18 protein-coding genes and 6 tRNA genes are annotated in these 20,872 nt (G+C 63.6%); 15 read left to right on the top strand and 9 right to left on the bottom strand.

Annotation, left to right across the window (positions count from 1 at the left end):
* The first annotated feature begins 18 nt into the window (after positions 1-18).
* The 8 genes from NMG10_RS21390 (at position 19) to mgtE (ending at position 4,185) form a co-directional block, all read left to right on the top strand.
* Positions 19-1,254 (top strand): aspartate kinase, encoded by a 1,236-nt coding sequence (locus NMG10_RS21390; protein WP_028691060.1) that lies wholly within the window; start codon positions 19-21, stop codon positions 1,252-1,254.
* A 168-nt stretch (positions 1,255-1,422) separates the two neighbouring features.
* The gene (gene csrA / locus NMG10_RS21385) at positions 1,423-1,611 is read left to right on the top strand and encodes a carbon storage regulator CsrA (protein ID WP_003254503.1); all 189 of its coding nucleotides are present in this window, start codon (positions 1,423-1,425) and stop codon (positions 1,609-1,611) included.
* A gap of 72 nt (positions 1,612-1,683) precedes the next feature.
* Positions 1,684-1,774, top strand: a tRNA-Ser gene (locus NMG10_RS21380).
* Positions 1,775-1,822: 48 nt separating this feature from the next.
* A tRNA-Arg gene (locus tag NMG10_RS21375) sits at positions 1,823-1,899 on the top strand.
* A gap of 70 nt (positions 1,900-1,969) precedes the next feature.
* Positions 1,970-2,046: transfer RNA gene (locus NMG10_RS21370), tRNA-Arg, on the top strand.
* 72 nt (positions 2,047-2,118) lie between these two features.
* Positions 2,119-2,195: transfer RNA gene (locus NMG10_RS21365), tRNA-Arg, on the top strand.
* Between the two features lie 71 nt (positions 2,196-2,266).
* Positions 2,267-2,343: transfer RNA gene (locus NMG10_RS21360), tRNA-Arg, on the top strand.
* 399 nt (positions 2,344-2,742) lie between these two features.
* A complete protein-coding gene (mgtE, locus tag NMG10_RS21355) occupies positions 2,743-4,185 on the top strand; it encodes a magnesium transporter (protein ID WP_110738608.1) in 1,443 nt (480 codons plus the stop codon).
* Positions 4,186-4,414: 229 nt separating this feature from the next.
* On the opposite strand, the gene NMG10_RS21350 is transcribed toward mgtE, so the two are convergent.
* Complete coding sequence (locus NMG10_RS21350; RefSeq protein WP_003254499.1) at positions 4,415-4,741, bottom strand: Arc family DNA-binding protein; 327 nt, start codon at positions 4,739-4,741, stop codon at positions 4,415-4,417.
* 346 nt (positions 4,742-5,087) lie between these two features.
* On the opposite strand from NMG10_RS21350, the gene phnN reads away from it, so the two are divergent.
* Entirely contained in the window at positions 5,088-5,711 is a 624-nt protein-coding gene (phnN, locus tag NMG10_RS21340) for a phosphonate metabolism protein/1,5-bisphosphokinase (PRPP-forming) PhnN (protein ID WP_254465086.1), read from the top strand.
* Positions 5,712-5,785: 74 nt separating this feature from the next.
* A tRNA-Arg gene (locus NMG10_RS21335) sits at positions 5,786-5,862 on the top strand.
* 23 nt (positions 5,863-5,885) lie between these two features.
* On the opposite strand, the gene NMG10_RS21330 is transcribed toward NMG10_RS21335, so the two are convergent.
* Positions 5,886-7,088, bottom strand: a complete 1,203-nt coding sequence (locus NMG10_RS21330; RefSeq protein ID WP_254465085.1) for a benzoate/H(+) symporter BenE family transporter — start codon at positions 7,086-7,088, stop codon at positions 5,886-5,888.
* Positions 7,089-7,448: 360 nt separating this feature from the next.
* Here NMG10_RS21330 and NMG10_RS21325 point away from each other — a divergent pair, with 360 nt between their 5' ends.
* Both NMG10_RS21325 and NMG10_RS21320 read left to right on the top strand, forming a co-directional pair.
* Positions 7,449-8,840 (top strand): PLP-dependent aminotransferase family protein, encoded by a 1,392-nt coding sequence (locus NMG10_RS21325; protein ID WP_254465084.1) that lies wholly within the window; start codon positions 7,449-7,451, stop codon positions 8,838-8,840.
* Positions 8,841-9,220: 380 nt separating this feature from the next.
* Positions 9,221-10,219, top strand: coding sequence for a diguanylate cyclase (locus NMG10_RS21320; RefSeq protein WP_203651564.1), 999 nt, complete (start codon positions 9,221-9,223; stop codon positions 10,217-10,219).
* A gap of 65 nt (positions 10,220-10,284) precedes the next feature.
* Here NMG10_RS21320 and lpdA read toward each other — a convergent pair whose 3' ends face one another.
* Genes lpdA through NMG10_RS21300 form a run of 4 tightly spaced genes read right to left on the bottom strand, consistent with a single transcriptional unit; the run spans position 10,285 to position 15,228 of the window.
* The gene (gene lpdA / locus NMG10_RS21315; RefSeq protein WP_203651566.1) at positions 10,285-11,664 is read right to left on the bottom strand and encodes a dihydrolipoyl dehydrogenase; all 1,380 of its coding nucleotides are present in this window, start codon (positions 11,662-11,664) and stop codon (positions 10,285-10,287) included.
* 2 nt (positions 11,665-11,666) lie between these two features.
* On the bottom strand, positions 11,667-12,935 hold the full coding sequence (locus tag NMG10_RS21310) for a dihydrolipoamide acetyltransferase family protein (protein ID WP_254465083.1): 1,269 nt from the start codon (positions 12,933-12,935) through the stop codon (positions 11,667-11,669).
* The gene (locus NMG10_RS21305; RefSeq protein WP_254465082.1) at positions 12,936-13,994 is read right to left on the bottom strand and encodes an alpha-ketoacid dehydrogenase subunit beta; all 1,059 of its coding nucleotides are present in this window, start codon (positions 13,992-13,994) and stop codon (positions 12,936-12,938) included.
* Between the two features lies 1 nt (position 13,995).
* Positions 13,996-15,228, bottom strand: coding sequence for a 3-methyl-2-oxobutanoate dehydrogenase (2-methylpropanoyl-transferring) subunit alpha (locus tag NMG10_RS21300; protein ID WP_110738599.1), 1,233 nt, complete (start codon positions 15,226-15,228; stop codon positions 13,996-13,998).
* A 198-nt stretch (positions 15,229-15,426) separates the two neighbouring features.
* On the opposite strand from NMG10_RS21300, the gene bkdR reads away from it, so the two are divergent.
* The 3 genes from bkdR (at position 15,427) to NMG10_RS21285 (ending at position 18,906) form a co-directional block, all read left to right on the top strand.
* Positions 15,427-15,915, top strand: coding sequence for an Lrp/AsnC family transcriptional regulator (gene bkdR, locus NMG10_RS21295; RefSeq protein ID WP_203651586.1), 489 nt, complete (start codon positions 15,427-15,429; stop codon positions 15,913-15,915).
* A gap of 296 nt (positions 15,916-16,211) precedes the next feature.
* A complete protein-coding gene (locus NMG10_RS21290; RefSeq protein WP_232857538.1) occupies positions 16,212-17,453 on the top strand; it encodes a glutamine synthetase family protein in 1,242 nt (413 codons plus the stop codon).
* Positions 17,454-17,583: 130 nt separating this feature from the next.
* Positions 17,584-18,906 carry an MFS transporter gene (locus NMG10_RS21285; RefSeq protein WP_203651588.1) on the top strand — a complete coding sequence of 441 codons (1,323 nt, stop codon included), beginning with the start codon at positions 17,584-17,586 and terminating at the stop codon, positions 18,904-18,906.
* 195 nt (positions 18,907-19,101) lie between these two features.
* Here NMG10_RS21285 and NMG10_RS21280 read toward each other — a convergent pair whose 3' ends face one another.
* The 3 genes from NMG10_RS21280 to flgM form a co-directional block, all read right to left on the bottom strand.
* Positions 19,102-19,845, bottom strand: a complete 744-nt coding sequence (locus tag NMG10_RS21280) for a flagellar brake protein (RefSeq protein WP_232857533.1) — start codon at positions 19,843-19,845, stop codon at positions 19,102-19,104.
* 81 nt (positions 19,846-19,926) lie between these two features.
* The gene (locus NMG10_RS21275; protein ID WP_186735519.1) at positions 19,927-20,394 is read right to left on the bottom strand and encodes a flagella synthesis protein FlgN; all 468 of its coding nucleotides are present in this window, start codon (positions 20,392-20,394) and stop codon (positions 19,927-19,929) included.
* Positions 20,395-20,441: 47 nt separating this feature from the next.
* Positions 20,442-20,756, bottom strand: coding sequence for a flagellar biosynthesis anti-sigma factor FlgM (gene flgM / locus NMG10_RS21270; protein WP_203651596.1), 315 nt, complete (start codon positions 20,754-20,756; stop codon positions 20,442-20,444).
* Positions 20,757-20,872 lie beyond the last annotated feature (116 nt).

Genomic DNA, 20,872 nt, shown 5'->3' with positions numbered 1-20,872 from the left:
GGCTGAGGCACCTTTGAAATGGCGTTGATCGTACAGAAATTTGGCGGTACCTCTGTCGGTTCCATCGAGCGGATCGAGCAGGTTGCCGACAAGGTCAAGAAATTCCGCGAGCAAGGCACCGACCTGGTGGTTGTGCTGTCGGCGATGAGCGGTGAAACCAATCGCCTGATCGACCTGGCGAAGCAGATCACCGACAAGCCCGAACCCCGCGAGCTGGACGTGATCGTCTCGACCGGCGAGCAGGTCACCATCGCCTTGCTGTCCATGGCCCTGATGAAGCGCGGCGTGCCGGCGGTGTCCTACACCGGCAACCAGGTGCGCATCCTCACCGACAGCGCGCACAACAAGGCGCGCATCCTGCAGATCGACGACCAGAAGATCCGCGCCGACCTCAAGGCCGGCCGGGTCGTGGTGGTCGCAGGTTTCCAGGGCGTCGACGAGCACGGCAACATCACCACCCTCGGCCGTGGCGGCTCCGACACCACCGGCGTGGCCCTGGCGGCGGCGCTGAAGGCCGACGAGTGCCAGATCTACACCGATGTCGATGGCGTCTACACCACCGACCCGCGTGTCGTGCCCCAGGCCCAGCGCCTGGAGAAGATCACCTTCGAGGAGATGCTGGAAATGGCCAGCCTCGGCTCCAAGGTGCTGCAGATTCGCTCGGTGGAGTTCGCCGGCAAGTACAACGTCCCGCTGCGCGTGCTGCACAGCTTCAAGGAGGGTCCGGGTACCCTCATTACCATCGATGAAGAGGAATCCATGGAACAGCCGATCATTTCCGGTATCGCCTTCAACCGTGATGAGGCCAAGCTGACCATTCGTGGCGTCCCGGATACCCCGGGCGTCGCCTTCAAGATCCTCGGCCCGATCAGCGCCGCCAACATCGAAGTCGACATGATCGTGCAGAACGTCTCGCACGATAACACCACCGACTTCACCTTCACCGTGCACCGCAACGAGTACGAGAAGGCGCTGAGCGTGCTGGAGAACACCGCCCGCGAAATCGGCGCGCGTGAAGTGATCGGCGACACCAAGATCGCCAAGGTGTCGATCGTCGGCGTCGGCATGCGCTCCCACGCGGGCGTTGCCAGCCGCATGTTCGAGGCCCTGGCCAAGGAGAGCATCAACATCCAGATGATCTCCACCTCCGAGATCAAGGTCTCGGTAGTGATCGAAGAGAAGTACCTGGAGCTGGCCGTACGCGCGCTGCACACCGCGTTCGAACTCGATGCGCCTGCCCGACAGGGTGAGTGACACGCTGCCTGGAGGGGCGCGGCTTGCCGCGCCCTTCGCGTTTCTGGCCGCTGCGGCTGTCCCTGTCCAGGCAGTCGTGGTGGTCGATCCGGGCCAGTGCCGTCGTCCCCGGCCAGGCCCTGCTTTTCAAAGACTGTTGTCCCTGAAGATTCATGTGAGGAGAAAACTATGCTGATTCTGACTCGTCGGTGCGCCGAGAGCCTGATCATTGGTGACGGTGAGATCACCGTGACGGTCCTGGGTGTCAAAGGCAACCAGGTGCGTATTGGCGTTAGCGCGCCCAAGGAAGTGGCTGTTCACCGCGAGGAAATCTACCTGCGGATCAAGAAAGAGAAGGACGAGGAGCCAAGCCTTTAATTTTTTTGAAGTTTTTTTCAAAAAAAGGGTTGCAAACGAGGAAGGGTGTGTTTAATATTCGCCTCGTGTTGCGGTGAGGTGGCCGAGTGGCCGAAGGCGCTCCCCTGCTAAGGGAGTATACCTCATAAGGGTATCGGGGGTTCGAATCCCCCCTTCACCGCCATTATTTGCCTGGAGCGCTTCAAGCGATCCGAATGGCACAGCAAGACACGGACTCATAGCTCAGCTGGATAGAGTACTCGGCTACGAACCGAGCGGTCGGAGGTTCGAATCCTCCTGAGTCCGCCACTTTTGAAGTGGCTTTGCCTGCAAGGCTGCTTCAATCCACCAGTGGTAATCTGGTCTAAAACTACCCCACGGACTCATAGCTCAGCTGGATAGAGTACTCGGCTACGAACCGAGCGGTCGCAGGTTCGAATCCTGCTGAGTCCGCCACTTTTGAAGTGGTTTTGCTTGCAAAGGCACTTCAACAAGCCAGTGGTAATCTGGCCTAAAACTACCAACCACGGACTCATAGCTCAGCTGGATAGAGTACTCGGCTACGAACCGAGCGGTCGCAGGTTCGAATCCTGCTGAGTCCGCCACTTTTGAAGTGGTTTTGCTTGCAAAGGCACTTCAACAAGCCAGTGGTAATCTGGCCTAAAACTACCACCACGGACTCATAGCTCAGCTGGATAGAGTACTCGGCTACGAACCGAGCGGTCGCAGGTTCGAATCCTGCTGAGTCCGCCACACATCAAGAAGCCCGCTCGTTAGAGCGGGCTTTTTGTTTTTCTGGCGCGCTGAATTGTCACGGATGTCCATCTACGCTGTTCTGTAGATGTTCCCGAAAGGGGCCAGGCGCCGCAAATCGAACCAGCGCAAGACGAATGTGCTTTTCACGCCAGAGCGACCGTCGCACTGATGGCTTCGAGCGTTGTCACAGCTTTAGCGCGCAAACGATTGTTCTGGCCAAAAATTTAAGCGATCCGACAGCTTGCACAGTGTATGATTGCGCCCGTCAGCCCCGCCGGGGCTTGTGGAATCCCACCATGGACTTACCCAGTAGTTACTCGCCAACACGCTTCATACAGCCTGATCTGACCGATTGATTCTCCCGGCGTGCTCCGCTGCTGGGAGTGGAGTTCGCCTATGACCGAAATCGAAGTAAAGAAAGCCCAAGACAGCCTGCAGGATCGCCTGGCCCAGGTGATCGAACTGCTGCAGCGCCAACGGGTGGTCGAGGACCTGACGCACCGTCAGGAAGGTCACCACCATGACCTGGTGGAAAACCTTGTCCACCGCCAGAACCTCGTCGAACTGCAGCGCAAGCTCGACGACCTGCACCCCGCCGACATCGCCTATATCCTCGAAGCCTTGCCGCTGGACGACCGCCTGACGGTCTGGCAGCTGGTGCGCTCGGATCGCGACGGCGACATCCTGCTCGAAGTCTCCGATGCCGTGCGCCAGACCCTGATCGCCGACATGGACGATCACGAGTTGCTGGCCGCCGCCAAGGAAATGGACGCCGACGAACTTGCCGACCTGGCGCCGGAGCTGCCTCGCGACGTCGTGCACGAGCTCATGGAAACCCTTGATGCCCAGCAGCGCGAGCGTGTGCGCTCGGCCCTGAGCTATGACGAAGAGCAGGTCGGTGCGCTGATGGACTTCGAGATGGTCACCATCCGCGAAGACGTCAGTCTCGAGGTGGTATTGCGCTACCTGCGCCGGCTCAAGGAGTTGCCAGGGCATACCGACAAGCTGTTCGTCGTCGATTACGATGGCATTCTCAAGGGCGTGCTGCCGATCAAGCGGTTGCTGGTCAACGACCCGGACAAGAAAGTTGCGGAGGTCATGGCCAATGACCCGGTGACCTTCCACCCCGAGGAAGATGCCTACGACGCCGCCCAGGCCTTCGAGCGCTACGACCTGGTTTCCGCCCCGGTGGTGGACAAGAACGAGCGCCTGATCGGCCGTCTGACCATCGATGAAATGGTCGACTTGATTCGTGAAGAGAGCGAGAGCGAAGTGCTCAACATGGCCGGTCTGCGCGAGGAGGAAGACATCTTCGCCTCGGTCTGGCGCTCGCTGCGCAACCGTTGGGCGTGGTTGGCCATCAACCTGATCACCGCCTTCGTCGCCTCGCGGGTGATCGGCCTGTTCGAAGGCTCCATCGAAAAGCTGGTGGCGCTGGCGGCGCTGATGCCGATCGTGGCGGGTATTGGCGGCAACTCGGGTAACCAGACCATCACCATGATCGTGCGCGCCATGGCCCTCGACCAGGTGTCGCCGGGCAATACCAGCCGCCTGATGCGCAAGGAGCTTGCGGTGTCGCTGCTCAATGGCCTGATCTGGGGTGGCGTGATCGGTGTCGTGGCGTTCTGGCTCTATGGCAGCTGGTCGCTGGGCCTGGTGATGACGGCGGCAATGACCCTGAACCTGTTGCTGGCCGCCTTGATGGGCGTGCTGATCCCGATGACGTTGACGCGCCTGGGGCGTGATCCGGCGATGGGGTCGAGTGTGATGATTACGGCGGTCACCGACAGTGGTGGTTTCTTTATCTTCCTGGGGCTGGCTACGCTGTTCCTGCTGTAAACGTTGGGTTCAGGTCATGCGCACCCCCCCTGTAGGAGCGGCCTTGCGCCGCGAAAGGGTCGCATAGCGACCCCAGGATTTCAGCGTTGATGCAAAGATCGCCGGGGCCGCTTTGCGGCCCTTTCGCGGCACAAGGCCGCTCCTACAGTAGGGGTGTGCGTGACTCGGCAATCAGATGCAAAAAAGCCAGCTTGCGCTGGCTTTTTTGTGTGCGGTGTCGCTGCCTGGATCAGGACGCGTCGGCGGCCATTTCCACATCGTGAGCGATGAGGGCGACCAGGGCATTCTGCTGGCGGTGGGACAGTTGGCGGAAGCGCTGCAGCAGTTCACGTTCGTGGAGGCTGAGCTCTGGGCTGTCCAGGCGCATGCTCAGTTCATCACCCAGGGCGCCTTCCTGGATAAGGCTCTGCTCCAGGCGGGCGATGATCTCGGAGTTCATGCTGCGGTGGTGGTTGCGCGCTACCTCGGCAATGCGCTCACGCATCCCGTCTGGCAGGCGGACGACAAACTTGTCAGCGGTGCGGCTCGAATAGATAGCCTGTTTCATTGGGCGCATATAAATTGACCGGTTGTTCTGGTTCAGGGGGAGCGGTTCGCAAATTGGCCGCACGGTGGAAGTACGACCGCGGCGACGACAAAATGTTCAACCGTGATGTGATTTTGGTTCTTCATCTTGCCTCAGGGTCGCCGTTTCCTTGGCGTCAATTCTGTGACAAATAGTGATCTCGATAAAGGCTTTTTGCCAGTACCAATTATCAGAAATGAGCACTGGTTTGAAAAGTTTCACATTCATCGAATTACACCGGTGTCAGACAAATGCCGTCAAAATCTGGTAAAAGACGGTAAAGGCCTAGGGAAAATCCTGGAATAGGCTGGTTTCCCATACATTGAGCATAGTGGCTATGCAATATGACGCAAGCGGTGGGGCAACCTCAAGGGGGCGCCTTGTATTCCTCATGGGACCGTCGGGTTCGGGAAAAGATTCCCTGATCGATGCGGCGCGTGAGCGATTGTTCACCCTAGGTGTCGAAGTCGCCCGGCGGGTCATCACGCGCTCAGCCGAGGCCAAGGGCGAAGCTGCCCTCGGAGTGAGCGTCGAGCGCTTCGAGGCGATGCGCGAGGCGGGGGCCTTTGCCCTGGACTGGCAGGCTAACGGCTTGAGCTATGGCATTCCTGTTCAGCTGGACGCATGGCTCGCTGCGGGTCGGTCGGTGCTGGTCAATGGTTCGCGTGCCTACCTGGCCAATGCCCGGCAGCGCTATCCCGACCTGGTGGCCGTGGGGCTGACCGTTTCACAGCAGGCGCTGCGCCAGCGTCTGCTGGCCAGGGGGCGGGAGAGCAACGAAGAGATCGAGCAGCGCCTGGCCCGCAACTTCAGGTTGCAGGCGTATGATCCCGGCGTGCATGTCGTGGACAACTCCGCTTCGCTGGCCGGTGCGGTCGAGGCGTTGCTCGCGCTATTGCGCAACGAAGGCGTGATCGCCGACGCGCAGGGGAAAAAGCCGACGTGCAAAACGCCCGATTGATACATGACAAATGCCTGCACGCTGGTTAACATGCTCGCCGTCCCCGCCGCACAGCGTCTGTTGTCGGCTTCAGTGTCTCAGTAGCTCAATTGGATAGAGCATCCCCCTCCTAAGGGGAAGGTTGGCAGTTCGAACCTGCCCTGGGACGCCATTTCCCCATTCCCCTTGTCTTCTTCACCGTACCTGAACGCTTGCCTGCGGCTGTTGGGCCGTGCGGCTGTAGCTCAGGGCGAAGTGTGCCGCCAGCCCGAAGATCAGCCCCCAGAACGCGGCGCCAAGACCGAGCAGGCTCATGCCCGATGCGGTGACCAGGAAAGTGATCAGCGCCGGCTCCCGCTGTTTCTCGTCACTCATGGCGCCTGCCAGGCCGTTGGCGATGGCACCGAACAGTGCCAGGCCGGCGAGGGCGGCGATCAGTTCCCTCGGCAGGGCGGCGAACACCGAGGCCAGGGTGGCGCCAAAACTGCCCATCAGCAGGTAGAAGGCACCGCAGGCCATGCCGGCGATATAGCGTTTATCCGGGTTCTCGTGGGCCTCGCGGCCGGTGCAGATGGCAGCGGTGATCGCCGCCAGGTTGACGCCGTGGCAGCCGAACGGCGCCAGCAGCAGCGAACCCAGGGCGGTGACCGAGACGATCGGGCGTGCCGGCACCTGGTAGCCGGAGGTGCGCAGTACGGCGATGCCGGGCACCGACTGGCCGGTGAGCGATACCAGGGCCAGGGGCAACCCGATATTGACGATGGCCTGCCAGCTCCACTGCGGGCTGGTCCAGGTCGGGATGGTCATTTCCAGCACCAGCGCCTGGGTGTCCAGTTGGCCCAGGCCGGCGGCGAGGCCGCAACCGACGATCAGCACCGAAAGAATCGCGTAACGCGGCGACAGGCGCTTGAACAGCAGGTAGCTTGCCAGCATCGACAGTACCAGCACGGGCTGCAGGCGGATCGAGCTGAACAGCTCGGCGCCGAAGCGGAACAGGATGCCGGCCAGCATCGCCGCGGCAATGGCCTTGGGCAGGCGATTCATCAGCTTGTCGAAGGCGCCGCTCAGCGCGATCACGGCAATCAGCAGCGAGGCGACGATGTAGGCGCCCACCGCCTGGGCCAGTGACACACTCGGCAGCATCGACACCAGCAGCGCCGCGCCGGGCGTGGACCAGGCGGTGATCACCGGCACCCGCAGTTTCCAGCTCAGCAGCAGGCCGGTCAGGCCGCTGCCGATGGAGATGGCCCAGATCCACGAAGCGGTCGCTGCGTTGTCCAGACCTGCCTGGTCGGCGGCCTGGAACACAATGATCAAGGGGCCTGCGTAGGAGATGATCACGGCGATCAGGCCGGCGACCAGGGCGGAGAGGGAAAAATCCTTTCTGAGGTTGTCCATGGCGAGTCCAGGTGAGTTAATTGATTCGATTGAGTCGATTCAAATTGAATCTATACGTTAAAGGGTCCTGAATTCAAGTGGGGCTGCTCTCCAGCCCATCGCGGGCACGTTCACTCCTCATGGAGCAAGCTGTAACTTGTTGATTCAGTGAGTACCTGTGGGAGCGGGTTTACCCGCGAAGCATTCGGCGCGGTGGATGGCACCGGCTCCGCCGGTGCTCGCGGGCAAGCCGGCTCCCACAGAGGGACAATTTCATCCGAGATTTCATGGCAGGAAGGCACAACTTGAATCGCTCGGAGGATCGACTCAAGTCGGCCTGTGTGTTCAAATTTCAATCATTTTCAGCCCGGTAGCCGTCTCATGTGGGTTCCACGGATCAGCGAAAGCAATCAGCCTGTCTACCTGTCCATCGCCGATGCGCTGGCACATGACATTGCCAGCGGCGCGCTGCGGCGCGGCGAGCGCTTGCCGACGCTGCGCGAACTGGCGCAGGCGCTGGATGTCACGCCCGGCACCATCAGCCGCGCCTACACCGAGGCGTCGCGCCGTGGCTTGACCCAGGGCGAGGTGGGGCGTGGCACCTACGTCCTTGACCGGATCACCGAGACGGACGAGGCCCCCGTTGCCGCCCGTGCTGCCCCCGCGGTCCGCAGCGAAGTGCTCGACCTGTCGATCATCAAGCCCTACGGCGAAACCCTGCAGTACTGGTTGCGCAACGCCTTGACCGAGCTGGCCAATACCTCACGGCTGGAGCAGGTGCTGGACTACGCCCCCGACGGTGGTCATCCGGCGCATCGTGAGGCGGGCGCGCAATGGTTGCGTCAGTGGCTACCGGGTGCGCAGTGGCAGCAGGTGGTCATCACCAGCGGTGCCCAGCATGGGCTGATGGTGGCGATCAGCGCCCTGACCGGGGCGGGCGACCTGATACTGTGCGAGTCGCTGTGCTATCCGGGCATCATTTCCGTGGCCCATGGCCTGGGCCGCCGCCTGCGTGGCGTGCCGATGGACGAGCAGGGCATCATCCCCGAGGCCTTGCGCGAGATCTGCCAGCGCGAGCGGCCCGCCATGCTGGTGTGCGTGGCGACCTGCCAGAATCCGACCACGGCAATCATGTCCAATGAGCGGCGCGCCCAGATCGCGGCGCTGGCGGAGGAATTCGACTTCCTGCTGCTGGACGATGACATCTACGGCTTCCTCGCCACCGACCCGCAGACCCGGCCGCTGGCGACCTTCGCCCCGGAGCGTTCGATCTACCTCACCAGCCTGTCCAAGTCGGTCATGCCGGCGCTGCGCATCGGCTACCTGTACAGCCCGCCGAAGCTGCTGTCGCGCCTGACCGCCATGGTACGCAGCACGGTGTGGATGCCTTCGCCATTGACCGCGCAATTGGCCAGCCATGTGATCGGCGAAGGGTTGGACAGCCAGTTGATCCGCATGCACCGCGCCGAGGCGGCGGCACGTCAGGCCATCGCCCGTGAAGTCTTCGGCAGTGCGTCGTTGCAGAGCCAGTCGCACTGCTATCACCTCTGGCTCAACCTGCCCGAGCCGTGGCGCAGCGACGAGTTCGCCCTGCTGGCGCGGGCCAATGGCGTGGTGGTCATGAGCGCCAGTCAGTTCCAGGTGGAGCGCACGGACGATCCACGTGGCGTGCGGGTCGTGCTGATGGCGCCGACCAGTCGGGAGGAGTTGCGCTTCGCCCTGACCCAGCTGGCCAGCCTGCTTGAGTCAGGGGATCCGCAGCGCTTTTACTGACGGATGCTCAGGGCTACAGCTTGGCGCTGTACTTGCGCTCGGTGTCCCTGTCATCCGCCGAGGTCATGGCGCCCTGGGCGCGCTGCGCTTCCTGATCGTTTCATCTCGGTCTCCTCCTGCATGCGTTGGGCGATCTGTCGAGCGATCGCGGTGATAAGCATGATGGCTCCCGGGATGGAGCTGAAGACACGACGAAAGGGGCAAAAGCAGTACCAGTAGTGGTACCGGGGCGAAATAGGCCGTCAGGGCTATTCCGGCAGCCAGTTGCTCGGAATATGCTTGCCCGGCATAGGAACAGGATTGCCGCTTGCGGCAAATACAAGCATGTGTCGGCAGCACCGGATACGGGGCGCAGTTGCTGGACAACAGGGAGCGCGTCCATGAGTCAGGCAACAAAGCCGCTACCGGCTGGCTTCACCGAGCAGCAATTGCACACCTTGTTCGATCTGATCAGCGACGGTATCTGGGACTGGGATGCCAACAGCGGCTATGTCTACCGCAACCCGGGCTGGTACGCGATGTTGGGCTACGCCAGCCATTCGCTGGACAATTCCGTGCTGACCTGGGAAAGCGTGATTCACCCCGAGGATTACCCGCGGGTGATGGCGCATTTCGAGGCTTACATCAACCAGCGCAACGAGCGTTATCTCATCGAGTACCGTTGCCGCTGCCAGGATGGCAGCTATCTGTGGATCGAGGACAGCGGCCATGTCATCGCCCGCAACACCGACGGTTCGGTGGCGCGCATGCTCGGCGCCCACCGCAACATCGACGCGGGCAAGCGCCTGGTCGCCGAACTCGAGCAGCGCAACCTGTCCCTGGAAAGCCTGGTGGCCGAGCGCACCCGCGAACTGTCTTGGGTCAACCAGCAGTTGCAGCGCCAGCTCGACGAGAATCGCGAGTTGGCCGAGCGCGACGCCCTGACCCGTACCGCCAATCGCTATCGCCTGGAAAAGACCCTCGAGGAGGCGTGCGAGCGTGCCCGGCGCTTCCGTGAACCGCTGGCGTTGATCGCCATGGACCTGGACGACTTCAAACCGATCAACGACCTGCACGGCCACGCCCGTGGCGATGCCGCACTGGTCGAGGTTACCGAACGGATTCGTCGGTGTCTGGGCGAGCAGGACTTGTTGGCACGTTGGGGCGGCGATGAATTCGTGGTGGTCTTGCCGCGAACTTCGCAGGAGCAGGCACGTGAAGCGGCGCAGCGAATCCAGGAGGCCTTGGCCAAAGTGCCGCCGATAGGCCAGTGCCAGCTGACCATGAGCTATGGCGTGGTGCAGTGGCGCGAAGGGGAGGACCGTCAGGGGTTGCTGGGCCGTGCCGACAAGGCGCTGTACCGGGCCAAGGCAGCCGGCAAGAACGTCGTCGCCGAGTGAAAAAAAGACCCGCTGCGCCAGGGGCGTAGCGGGCCAAATACGGCGATTGCCGCTTCAGTGTCAGGTCAGATGTGCAGGGCGTGGCCCAAGGCGCGCAATGCCGCTTCCTGCACCGCCTCGCCCAGGGTCGGGTGGGCGTGGATGGTGCCGGCGATGTCTTCCAGGCGTGCGCCCATCTCCAGCGACTGGGCGAAGGCGGTGGACAGTTCCGACACCGCCACGCCCACGGCCTGCCAGCCGAGGATCAGGTGGTTGTCACGGCGGGCCACCACGCGCACGAAGCCGGTCTTTGATTCCAGGCTCATTGCCCGGCCGTTGGCGGCGAAGGGGAACTGCGCGACGATGCAGTCCACGCCCTGCTGGCTGGCTTGTTCCGGGGTCTGGCCGACCACCACCACTTCCGGGTCGGTGAAGCACACCGCGGCGATTGCGCTCGGCTCGAAGCGCCGGCTCTTGCCGGCGATGATCTCGGCGACCATCTCGCCCTGGGCCATGGCCCGGTGCGCCAGCATCGGCTCGCCGGCCACGTCGCCGATGGCCCAGACGTTGCGCATGCTGGTCTGGCAGCGCTCGTCGATGGCGATGGCCGCGCCGTTCATCTTCAGATCCAGGCTTTCCAGGCCGAAGCCTTTGGTACGAGGGCGACGGCCCACGGCCACCAGCACCTGGTCAGCCTCAAGGCGCAGCTGGCCACCTTGGCCATCGCTGGCCAGCAGGCAGCCGTCGGCATAGCCTTCGACACTGTGGCCCAGGTACAGGGCGATGCCGAGTTTCTTGATCGAGTCGGCCACCGGCGCGGTGAGTTCGGCGTCGTAGGTCGGCAGGATGCGTTCGCGGGCTTCCACCACGCTGACCTTGGCGCCAAGCTTGCGGTAGGCGATGCCCAGTTCCAGGCCGATGTAGCCGCCGCCGACCACCACCAGGTGCTGAGGCAGCGCCTTGGGCGCCAGGGCCTCGGTGGACGAGATGATCGGCCCGCCGATCGGCAGCATCGGCAGTTCGACGCTGTTCGAGCCGGTTGCCAGCAGCAGGTGCTCGCACTGGATGCGCTGGCCATCGACCTCGACGCTCTTGCCGTCGAGGATCTTCGCCCAGCCATGGATCACCTTCACGCCGTGCTTTTTCAGCAGGGCGGCGACGCCGCTGGTGAGGCGGTCGACGATGCCGTCCTTCCACTCGACGCTGCGCGTGATGTCCAGGCGCGGCGAGGATACGCTGATACCCAGCGGCGAAGGTTCGGTGAAGCGACTGGCCTGGTGGAACTGCTCGGCCACATGGATCAGCGCCTTCGAGGGAATGCAGCCGATGTTCAGGCAGGTGCCGCCCAGGGCCTGGCCTTCGACCAACACGGTGGGGATGCCCAGTTGCCCGGCGCGGATGGCGGCCACATAACCGCCGGGGCCGCCGCCGATGATCAGCAGGGTGGTGTTGATGAGCTCTTGCATGATCACTCCACGAACAGGCAGGCAGGCTGTTCCAGCAGGCCGCGCACGGCCTGGATGAACAGGGCGGCATCCATGCCGTCGACCACGCGGTGGTCGAACGAACTGGACAGGTTCATCATCTTGCGCACGACGATCTGGCCGTCGATCACCACCGGCCGTTCGACCATGCGGTTGACGCCGACGATCGCCACTTCCGGGGTGTTGACCACCGGGGTGCTGACAATGCCGCCCAGGGCGCCGAGGCTGGTCAGGGTGATGGTCGAGCCGATCAGCTCTTCGCGGCTGGCCTTGTTGTTGCGCGCGGCGTGGGCCACGCGGGCGATCTCGCCGGCGTTGCTCCACAGGTTGCCGGCCTCGGCATGACGCAGTACCGGCACCATCAGGCCGTTGTCGCCCTGGGTGGCGATGCCGACGTGCACCGCGCCGTGGCGGGTAATGACCTGGGCCTCGTCGTCGTAGGTGGCGTTGATCTGCGGGAAGTCGCGCAGGGCGACGACCATGGCGCGCACCAGGAACGGCAGCAGGGTCAGCTTGCCGCGGCTGTCGCCGTACTTGGCGTTGAGCTGCTGGCGCAAGGCTTCCAGGTTGGTGACGTCGATTTCCTCGACGTAGCTGAAGTGGGCGACGCGACGCTTGGCGTCCTGCATGCGCTGGGCGATCTTGCGGCGCAGGCCGATCACCGGTACCTGCTCGCTGTCGGTGCGCTTGCCGTAGCCCCCTGGTGCCTGACCGGCGCCGGTCTGCGGCTTGCTGATGAAGGCGTCGAGGTCTTCATGCAGGATGCGCCCGGCCGGGCCGCTGCCATGCACGTAACGCAGCTCGATCCCGGCGTCCAGGGCGCGCTTGCGCACGGCCGGGGACGCCAGTGGCTTGTCGTGGGCTTCGCGCGGCACGATAGGCGCGGCGGCATGGGTCGCGGCGGCCAGGGGTTGTGCCTCGATGCGTGGCTCGGGCTGGGCCACGGCCTTGACCGGCGCGGCTTCCGGCTCAACCGGCTTGGCCTGTGGCGCGTCGACATGGTTGCCGCTGCCTTCGACCTCGATGCGGATCAGCTCGCTGCCGACCGCCATCACTTCACCCGGCTGGCCGCCCAGGGCCAGCACCTTGCCGCTGACCGGCGAGGGGATTTCCACGGTGGCCTTGTCGGTCATGACATCGGCCACCACCTGGTCCTCGGCGATCATGTCGCCGACCTTGACGAACCATTCCACCAACTCGACTTGCGCGATGCCTTCACCGATATCCGGCATCTTGATGACGTGCGTGCCCATTCAGACCTCCATGACCCGTTTCAGTGCCGCGCCTACCCGCGAAGGGCCGGGGAAGTAGGCCCATTCCTGTGCGTGGGGGTAGGGCGTGTCCCAGCCGGTGACGCGCTCGATGGGCGCCTCGAGGTGATGGAAGCAGTGCTCCTGGACCAGCGACACCAGTTCGGCGCCGAAGCCGCAGGTACGGGTGGCCTCGTGCACGACCACGCAGCGACCGGTCTTCTTCACCGAGGCGACGATGGTCTCCAGGTCTAGCGGCCAAAGGCTGCGCAGGTCGATGACCTCGGCGTCGACGCCGCTCTCCTCGGCGGCCACTTGCGAGACATACACGGTGGTGCCGTAGGTCAGCACGGTGACGTCATTGCCTGGGCGGGTGATCACCGCCTTGTCCAGCGGCACGCTGTAGTAGCCATCAGGCACTGCGCTTTGCGGGTGCTTGGACCACGGCGTTACCGGTCGGTCGTGGTGGCCGTCGAACGGGCCGTTGTACAGGCGCTTGGGCTCGAGGAAGATCACCGGGTCGTCGCATTCGATCGAGGCGATCAGCAGCCCCTTGGCGTCGTACGGGTTCGACGGCATCACGGTGCGCAGGCCGCAGACCTGGGTGAACATCGCCTCGGGGCTCTGGCTGTGGGTCTGGCCGCCATAGATGCCACCACCGCAGGGCATGCGCAGGGTCAGCGGCGAGATGAACTCGCCGGCCGAGCGATAACGCAGGCGGGCCATCTCCGAGACGATCTGGTCGGAGGCGGGATAGAAGTAGTCGGCGAACTGGATCTCGACCACCGGACGCAGGCCATAGGCGCCCATGCCCACGGCGGTGCCGACGATGCCGCTCTCGGAGATCGGCGCATCGAACACGCGGGACTTGCCGTACTTGGTCTGCAGACCTTCGGTGCAGCGGAACACGCCGCCGAAGTAGCCAACGTCCTGGCCGTAGACCACCACGTTGTCATCGCGCTCGAGCATGACATCCATGGCCGAGCGCAGGGCCTGGATCATGGTCATGGTGGTGGTGGACATGGCGTTTTCCAGATGGATGCTGTTGTTGTGATCGTTCATCTCAGACCCCCAGTTCCTGGCGCTGACGGCGCAGGTGGTCGGGCATTTCCTTGTACACATCCTCGAACATCGAGGCGGCGCTGGGGATATGGCCATTGCTCAGGGTGCCGAACTGCTCGGCGTCCTTCTGCGCCTTGATCACCTCGGCCTCGAGCTCGGCGGTGACCGCCTGGTGCTCTTCCTCGGACCAGTGGCCGAGCTTGATCAGGTGCTGCTTGAGGCGGGCAATCGGGTCGCCCAGCGGGAAGTGGCTCCAGTCGTCGGCCGGGCGGTACTTGGACGGGTCGTCCGAGGTCGAGTGCGGGCCGGCACGGTAGGTGACCCACTCGATCAGCGTCGGGCCCAGGCCGCGGCGGGCGCGTTCGGCGGCCCAGCGCGAGGCGGCGTAGACGGCGATGAAGTCGTTGCCGTCGACCCGCAGCGAGGCGATGCCGCAACCAACGCCACGGCCGGCGAAGGTGGTCGACTCGCCACCGGCGATGGCCTGGAAGGTCGAGATCGCCCACTGGTTGTTGACCACGTTGAGGATCACCGGGGCGCGGTAGACGTGGGCGAAGGTCAGGGCGGTGTGGAAGTCGGACTCGGCGGTGGCGCCGTCACCGATCCACGCCGAGGCGATCTTGGTGTCGCCCTTGATCGCCGAGGCCATGGCCCAGCCGACCGCCTGGACGAACTGGGTGGCCAGGTTGCCGCTGATGGTGAAGAAGCCGGCTTCGCGCACCGAGTACATGATCGGCAGCTGGCGGCCCTTGAGCGGGTCACGGGTGTTGGACAGCAGCTGGCAGATCATGTCCACCAGCGACACCTCGCGGGCCATCAGGATGCTCTGCTGGCGGTAGGTGGGGAAGCACATGTCGCTGCGGTTCAGGGCCAGGGCCTGGCCGCTGCCGATGGCTTCCTCGCCCAGGCTCTGCATGTAGAAGGACATCTTCTTCTGGCGCTGGGCAACCACCATGCGGCTGTCGAAGATACGCGTCTTGAGCATGGCGTGCATGCCCTGGCGCAGTACCTGCGGCTCGATGCCCTCGGCCCAGGGGCCGACGGCGTCGCCGTGCTCGTTGAGCACGCGCACGAGGCTGTAGGAGAGGTCCGCCGTGTCGGCAGGCTCCACATCGATAGGGGGTTTACGGACTTGACCGGCGTCGTTCAGGCGCAGGTAGGAGAAATCGGTCTGGCAGCCTGGCCGGCCTGTAGGCTCGGGCACATGCAGACGCAGGGGGGCGTACTCGTTCATGCTTTTTACGCTCGCTCGAATGTTGTTTTTGTGAGCTTTGAAGCGGCCGCCGCTGACTGCCGGCTCGTGACTGGCAGGTCAGCGTCTTTTTACATCATAGGGGGACGGCAGGAGAATTTTTCTCTCAAGTTCATTGCCTTTGTCCGGCGGCGCAGATAAACATTCCGTACAAACACAAAAACCAGGTCAATTTCTCTCATGCGTAAACTGGATCGAACGGATATCGGCATCCTCAACAGCCTGCAGGAAAACGCCCGGATCACCAATGCAGAGCTGGCGCGCTCGGTCAACCTGTCGCCCACGCCGTGCTTCAACCGGGTCAAGGCCATGGAGGAGCTTGGGGTGATCCGCCAGCAGGTCACGCTGCTGTCGCCCGAGGTGCTGGGGCTGGATGTGAATGTGTTCATCCACGTCAGCCTGGAAAAGCAGGTGGAGCAGTCGCTGCACCGCTTCGAGGAGGAGATCGCCGAACGGCCGGAGGTGATGGAGTGCTACCTGATGACCGGGGATCCGGACTACCTGCTGCGGGTGCTGCTGCCGAGCATTCAGGCGCTGGAGCGCTTCCTCGATTACCTCACGCGCTTGCCCGGGGTGGCGAACATTCGTTCCAGCTTTGCCTTGAAACAGGTGCGTTACAAGACCGCGTTGCCGCTGCCGGCCAATGGCATGACGCTGCGCGAGCAGTAACCTGGGCTGGCCCTTTCGCAAGTAAACCCGCAGGTTCACCTTTGCCCTGAAGGCTGGCCAGGTTCCTGTGGGAGCGGATTTACCCGCGAAGAGGGCGCCACGATCCCTGGGGTGCTTGATATTTTAAACACCCCCGGCCTATGTTGTGTGCGTCGCCATTCCCGGCATGCGAACACAACAAGAAGGACAGCGTCATGACGACCGAAGGCCCGCGCAACCAGGCAGCGTTCCTCAAGGGCATCGATGAAATCGAGTGCGTCACCCCCGACCTCAACGGCGTGCCCCGCGGCAAGGTGATGACCGCCGAGGGCTTCCTCGAGGGCCGCCGCCTGCAGATGGCTCGCGGCGTGCTGCTGCAGTGCATCATGGGCGGCTACCCGGCGGCCAAGTACTATGGCAGCGACGACGGCGACCTGGCGCTGGTGGCCGAGCCTTCGCAGATTCACCGCCTGCCCTGGAGCGACGAGCCTCGCGCGCTGGCCATCTGCGATGCGGTGGAGCTCGATGGCACGCCCTCGGGCCTGTCCAGCCGTGGCCAGCTCAAGGCGGTGATCGCCCGCTACGCCGAGCGCGGGCTGGCGCCGGTGGTGGCGACGGAACTGGAGTTCTTCGTGTTTGCCGCCAACAGCGACCCGACCCAGCCGTTCCAGCCGCCACTGGGCAAGGACGGTCGTCGGGAAATGGGCCACTCGGCCTTCAGTGTCAGCTCCAACAACGGCCTGCGTCCGTTCTTCAACGATGTGTACCGCTGCATGGCGGCGTTGGGGCTGCCGCGTGACACCTTCATGCACGAGATGGGCGTCAGTCAGTTCGAGATCAACCTGCTGCACGGCGATCCCTTGCTCTTGGCCGACCAGACCTTCCTGTTCAAACACCTGCTCAAGGAAGTCGCGCTCAAGCATGGCCTGACCGTGGTGTGCATGGCCAAGCCCCTGGCGCACACCCCCGGCAGTTCGATGCATATCCACCAGAGCCTGGTCGACAGCGCCAGCGGGCGTAACGTGTTCAGCGACGAGCAGGGCAGGGCGACCGACACCTTCCACCATTTCATCGGTGGCCTGCAGGCCTGTCTGGCCGACTTCACCGTGCTGTTCGCGCCGAACGTCAACTCCTACCAGCGCCTGTGCCACCCCTATGCGTCGCCGAACAATGCCTGCTGGTCCGAGGACAATCGCGCAGCGGGCCTGCGCATCCCGGCCAGCTCGCCTGCGGCGCGGCGAGTGGAGAACCGCCTGCCGGGCGCCGACGCCAACCCTTACCTGGCCCTTGCCGCGAGCCTTGCCGCCGGCCTGCATGGAATCGAGCGGCAGCTTGCGCCGACGCCGGCGATCCAGGGCGAGTTCGAGGTGCCCGAGCACCTGAGCCTGCCCTGCACCCTGCACGCCGCGCTGGAGCGCCTCAAGCGCAGCAACCTGGCGCGGGAACTGTTCGGCAGGGAGTTCATCGAAGGCTACATCGCCACCAAGACCCTGGAGCTGAGCGATTTCTTCGATGAGATCACGCCCTGGGAGCGCCGCGTGCTCGCCGCGCAAGCCTGAGCGCGACACGACCGCTACTGGATGCGCCCCCGGCGGCCGATTTCGCCGTCCGGGGCCTGCGCCGCGATGGATTTGCTTTTATGCTTGGCAGCAACCCCGCGCCACCAGATCAAGGAGCTTGACGGGACGTATGCGAAATATCTGGAAGCCGTTTCAGTCGTTGTACTTCGCCGCCCTGATGATGCTGATCGGTTCGGGCCTGCTCAGTACCTACCTGGCCCTGCGCCTGGCCGCCGACCATGTCGACAGCCTGTGGATCGGTGCGTTGATGGCGGCAAACTACTTCGGCCTGGCGGTGGGCGGCAAGGTCGGGCACCGGCTGATCGGCCGGGTCGGGCATATCCGCGCCTACGCCACCTGTGCCGGCATCGTCGGCGCGGCGGTGCTCGGGCACGGGCTGACCAGCTGGCTGCCGGTGTGGATCGGGCTGCGGATGATCGTCGGCCTGGGGATGATGTGCCAGTACATGGTCATCGAAAGCTGGCTCAACGAGCAGGCCGATGCCAAGCATCGCGGCGCGGTGTTCAGCGGCTACATGATCGCCTCGTATCTTGGGCTGGTGCTTGGCCAGTTGATCCTGGTGGTGCATCCGCAGCTGGGGCCTGAGTTGCTGATGCTGGTGGCGATGTGCTTTGCCCTGTGCCTGGTGCCGGTGGCCATGACCCGGCGTATCCACCCCGCGCCTTTGCGGCCGGCGCCGATGGAGCCGAAGTTCTTCATCAAGCGCGTGCCGCAGTCGTTGTCCACGGTGCTCGGCTCGGGTCTGATCGTCGGTTCGTTCTATGGTCTGGCGCCGCTGTATGCGTCCAGCCAGGGGCTGTCCACCGAGCAGATCGGTCTGTTCATGGGCAGCTGTATTTTTGCCGGCCTGCTGGTGCAGTGGCCGCTGGGCTGGTTGTCCGACCGTTATGATCGCGCCGTGCTGATCCGCAGCGTGGCGATCGGCCTGGCGCTGGCCTCGGCGCCGCTGGCGATTCTGCCGGGCGTGCCGTTGGCGCTATTGTTCGGCATCGGTTTCGTCATATCGCTGTTGCAGTTCTGCTTGTATCCGCTGGCGGTGGCGTTCTCCAACGACCATGTGGAAAGCGAGCGGCGGGTCTCGTTGACCGCCATGCTGCTGGTCACCTATGGCGTGGGCGCCTGCATCGGGCCGCTGGCGGCGGGGGTGCTGATGAAACTGCTGGGTGCGCAGATGCTGTACGCCTTCTTCGTGTTCTTCGCCCTGGTGCTGGTCTGGCGCATTCGGCCCAAGGCGGTCACCGGGCTGCACCAGGTCCAGGATGCGCCTCTGGGGCACGTGGCCATGCCGGCGGCGGGGTCGCCCTTGTCGGCGGCCCTTGACCCTCGGGTGGATGAGCAGACCGTGCAGGAGGTGATGCAGGCGCCGGTGGCGGCGGAGGATACCGAAGAGGAGGCCGGCGCGGAGCGGGAAAGCGAGATGAGCAAATCCTAGCCAGTCAGTTAAGCCAATTGGGGTCGCTGCGCGGTAAACCCGCTCCCACAGGATCGCGCAGACGCTGAATCGAGCGCTGTACCTGTGGGAGCGGGTTTACCCGCGAAGGGCTGCAAAGCAGCCCCAATAAGTGCGATCAAGCGCTAACTGCCTGGCATTAACCCGTGGGGTGGCGTTTTCGTGCCCTGCTGACGCTCAATAGTCGTCTTTGTCGAACCGCCGCGCCTCGCGCTGCAGTTGATAGACGAAACTCTCGATCTTGCGCTGCGCCTGACCGTTGAGGTTATGGAAGCGCACCCCGGCGAAGGTGGTGTTGATACGCTCCTCGAAGTGTAGGTGGCGCAGTTCGACCAGGGTGTCGGTCAGCCCCAGTGGGTTGCTGGCCTTGAAGCGCTCGTAGACCTGGCCCAGTTGCAGGCGGTCCTCGACGTTGCCGTCGAAGCGCAGCTTGCAGCCGGTGGCGGAAATGTCCAGCAGCTTGCCGCGCAGGGCGCCGTTGCCCTTGAGGTGGGCGCCGTCGAGGACGATGTCGACCAGTTGCGACAGCTTCAGCGCGGCGCGGAAGGCGTTGCGGCGCTGGTGGTAAGTCACTTCCTCGGGCAGCGGGCCACGGTAGCAGCGGTGGCCGTCGATCTCGCCGATGGTCAGCGCCGTGTTGGATTCCCAGGCGATACGCACACCGTCATGGAAGCCTTCGACACGGAACGGTTCGCCGTTCTCGATGTACTTCTCACCGTCGCGGGGGATCATTTCATCCAGCGCCAGGACGCCGCTGTCCCGGTCGACATGCACCACGTAGCTTTGAAACCGCTGGCTGCGCTCATGGAAGCTGATGATCAGCGGGTCGTGGCTCTCCAGCAGTTGGCGCAAGTTGGCCGTGATCTCCAAAGGGGTGCTCAGCACCTTTGGTGGCTGGGGAGCATCGGATTCATTGAACACAGGTAATCAATCTCCAGGCGAATACGGCACACGCAAGTAACGGCATTATGCCAGTATGTTCCGTGCCTTGATCAGGGTCAATCAGACTTGGCCGATGGCCCTGGGCTTGTCCATTGGCGAGGTGGCGCCGCGGCTGTCATAGAGCGACGGCGAGTCGCCGCCCATGAGGATTCTGATCTGGTTGGCCGTGGCGTACTGCTGCATCTGGATGATCCGGCCGTTGTTCTCGTTGACCTTCTGGCAGGCATCCATCAGTTGGGTGAGCTCATTGAGCTGCTGCATGATGAGTTCGCCGTTGGGCGACTGGTCGGCCACCGCCTGCACGCCTGCGCGGTCGGCGCTGAGGCCGAGATCGATGAGCAACTGGTTGCGCCGTTGTCCCTGCTGCTCGAGCAGCACGACCAGCGACTGCTTGCGGGCAAGGATATGCTCCAGCGCCATGATTTCCCGGCCATGCAGGGAAACTGCCTCCTTTTGCAGAAGGTCGAGCAGTTCCTGGGTCGGCGCGATGTCGTCTTCGATCAGTTGCAGCAGGGTGATGTCGTGCATGGCTAACTCTTGGCGTTTTGCGTCCTTGAAGTCAGCGCCCCTGGAGGTCAGCGCTGGGCTTCGAAATCAAGCAGTTTGCTGGCGACCCGGTCGGCATCGACCTTGTAGCTGCCGTCCGCGATGGCCTGTTTCAACTCGGCCACGCGGGCGCTGTTGACGGTCGGCTGATCGCGCAGCTTGTCGCTGATCTTCTGCAATTGCTGGGCCTCTGGGCTCAGGTGTACCGCTTCTCCGCTGACACTGGCGTGCTTGGGCGCTGCGCTGGCCTCGCCGGCTTTATCGGCGTTGCCCGGCGCGGCATTGCCGCGAACGCCGCCCGTGACGGACGGAGAGTTGTTGAGACGACTGAAGTCGATGACCATGTTCAGAACCCCTGGGAATTAGGACGCATGCCTTGCTTTCGGCCTACCCGAGCAAAACTTTAGGCGTGAATGCATCACCGCCTCTCGGCACACGTGCGCAACCCGATCTGTGACAC

It is taken from the genome of Pseudomonas sp. DVZ6 (assembly GCF_024259445.1).
Classification (GTDB): domain Bacteria; phylum Pseudomonadota; class Gammaproteobacteria; order Pseudomonadales; family Pseudomonadaceae; genus Aquipseudomonas; species Aquipseudomonas peradeniyensis.
Note: the sequence above shows the minus strand (reverse complement) of the source record. Positions and strands in the feature narration are given on the sequence as shown.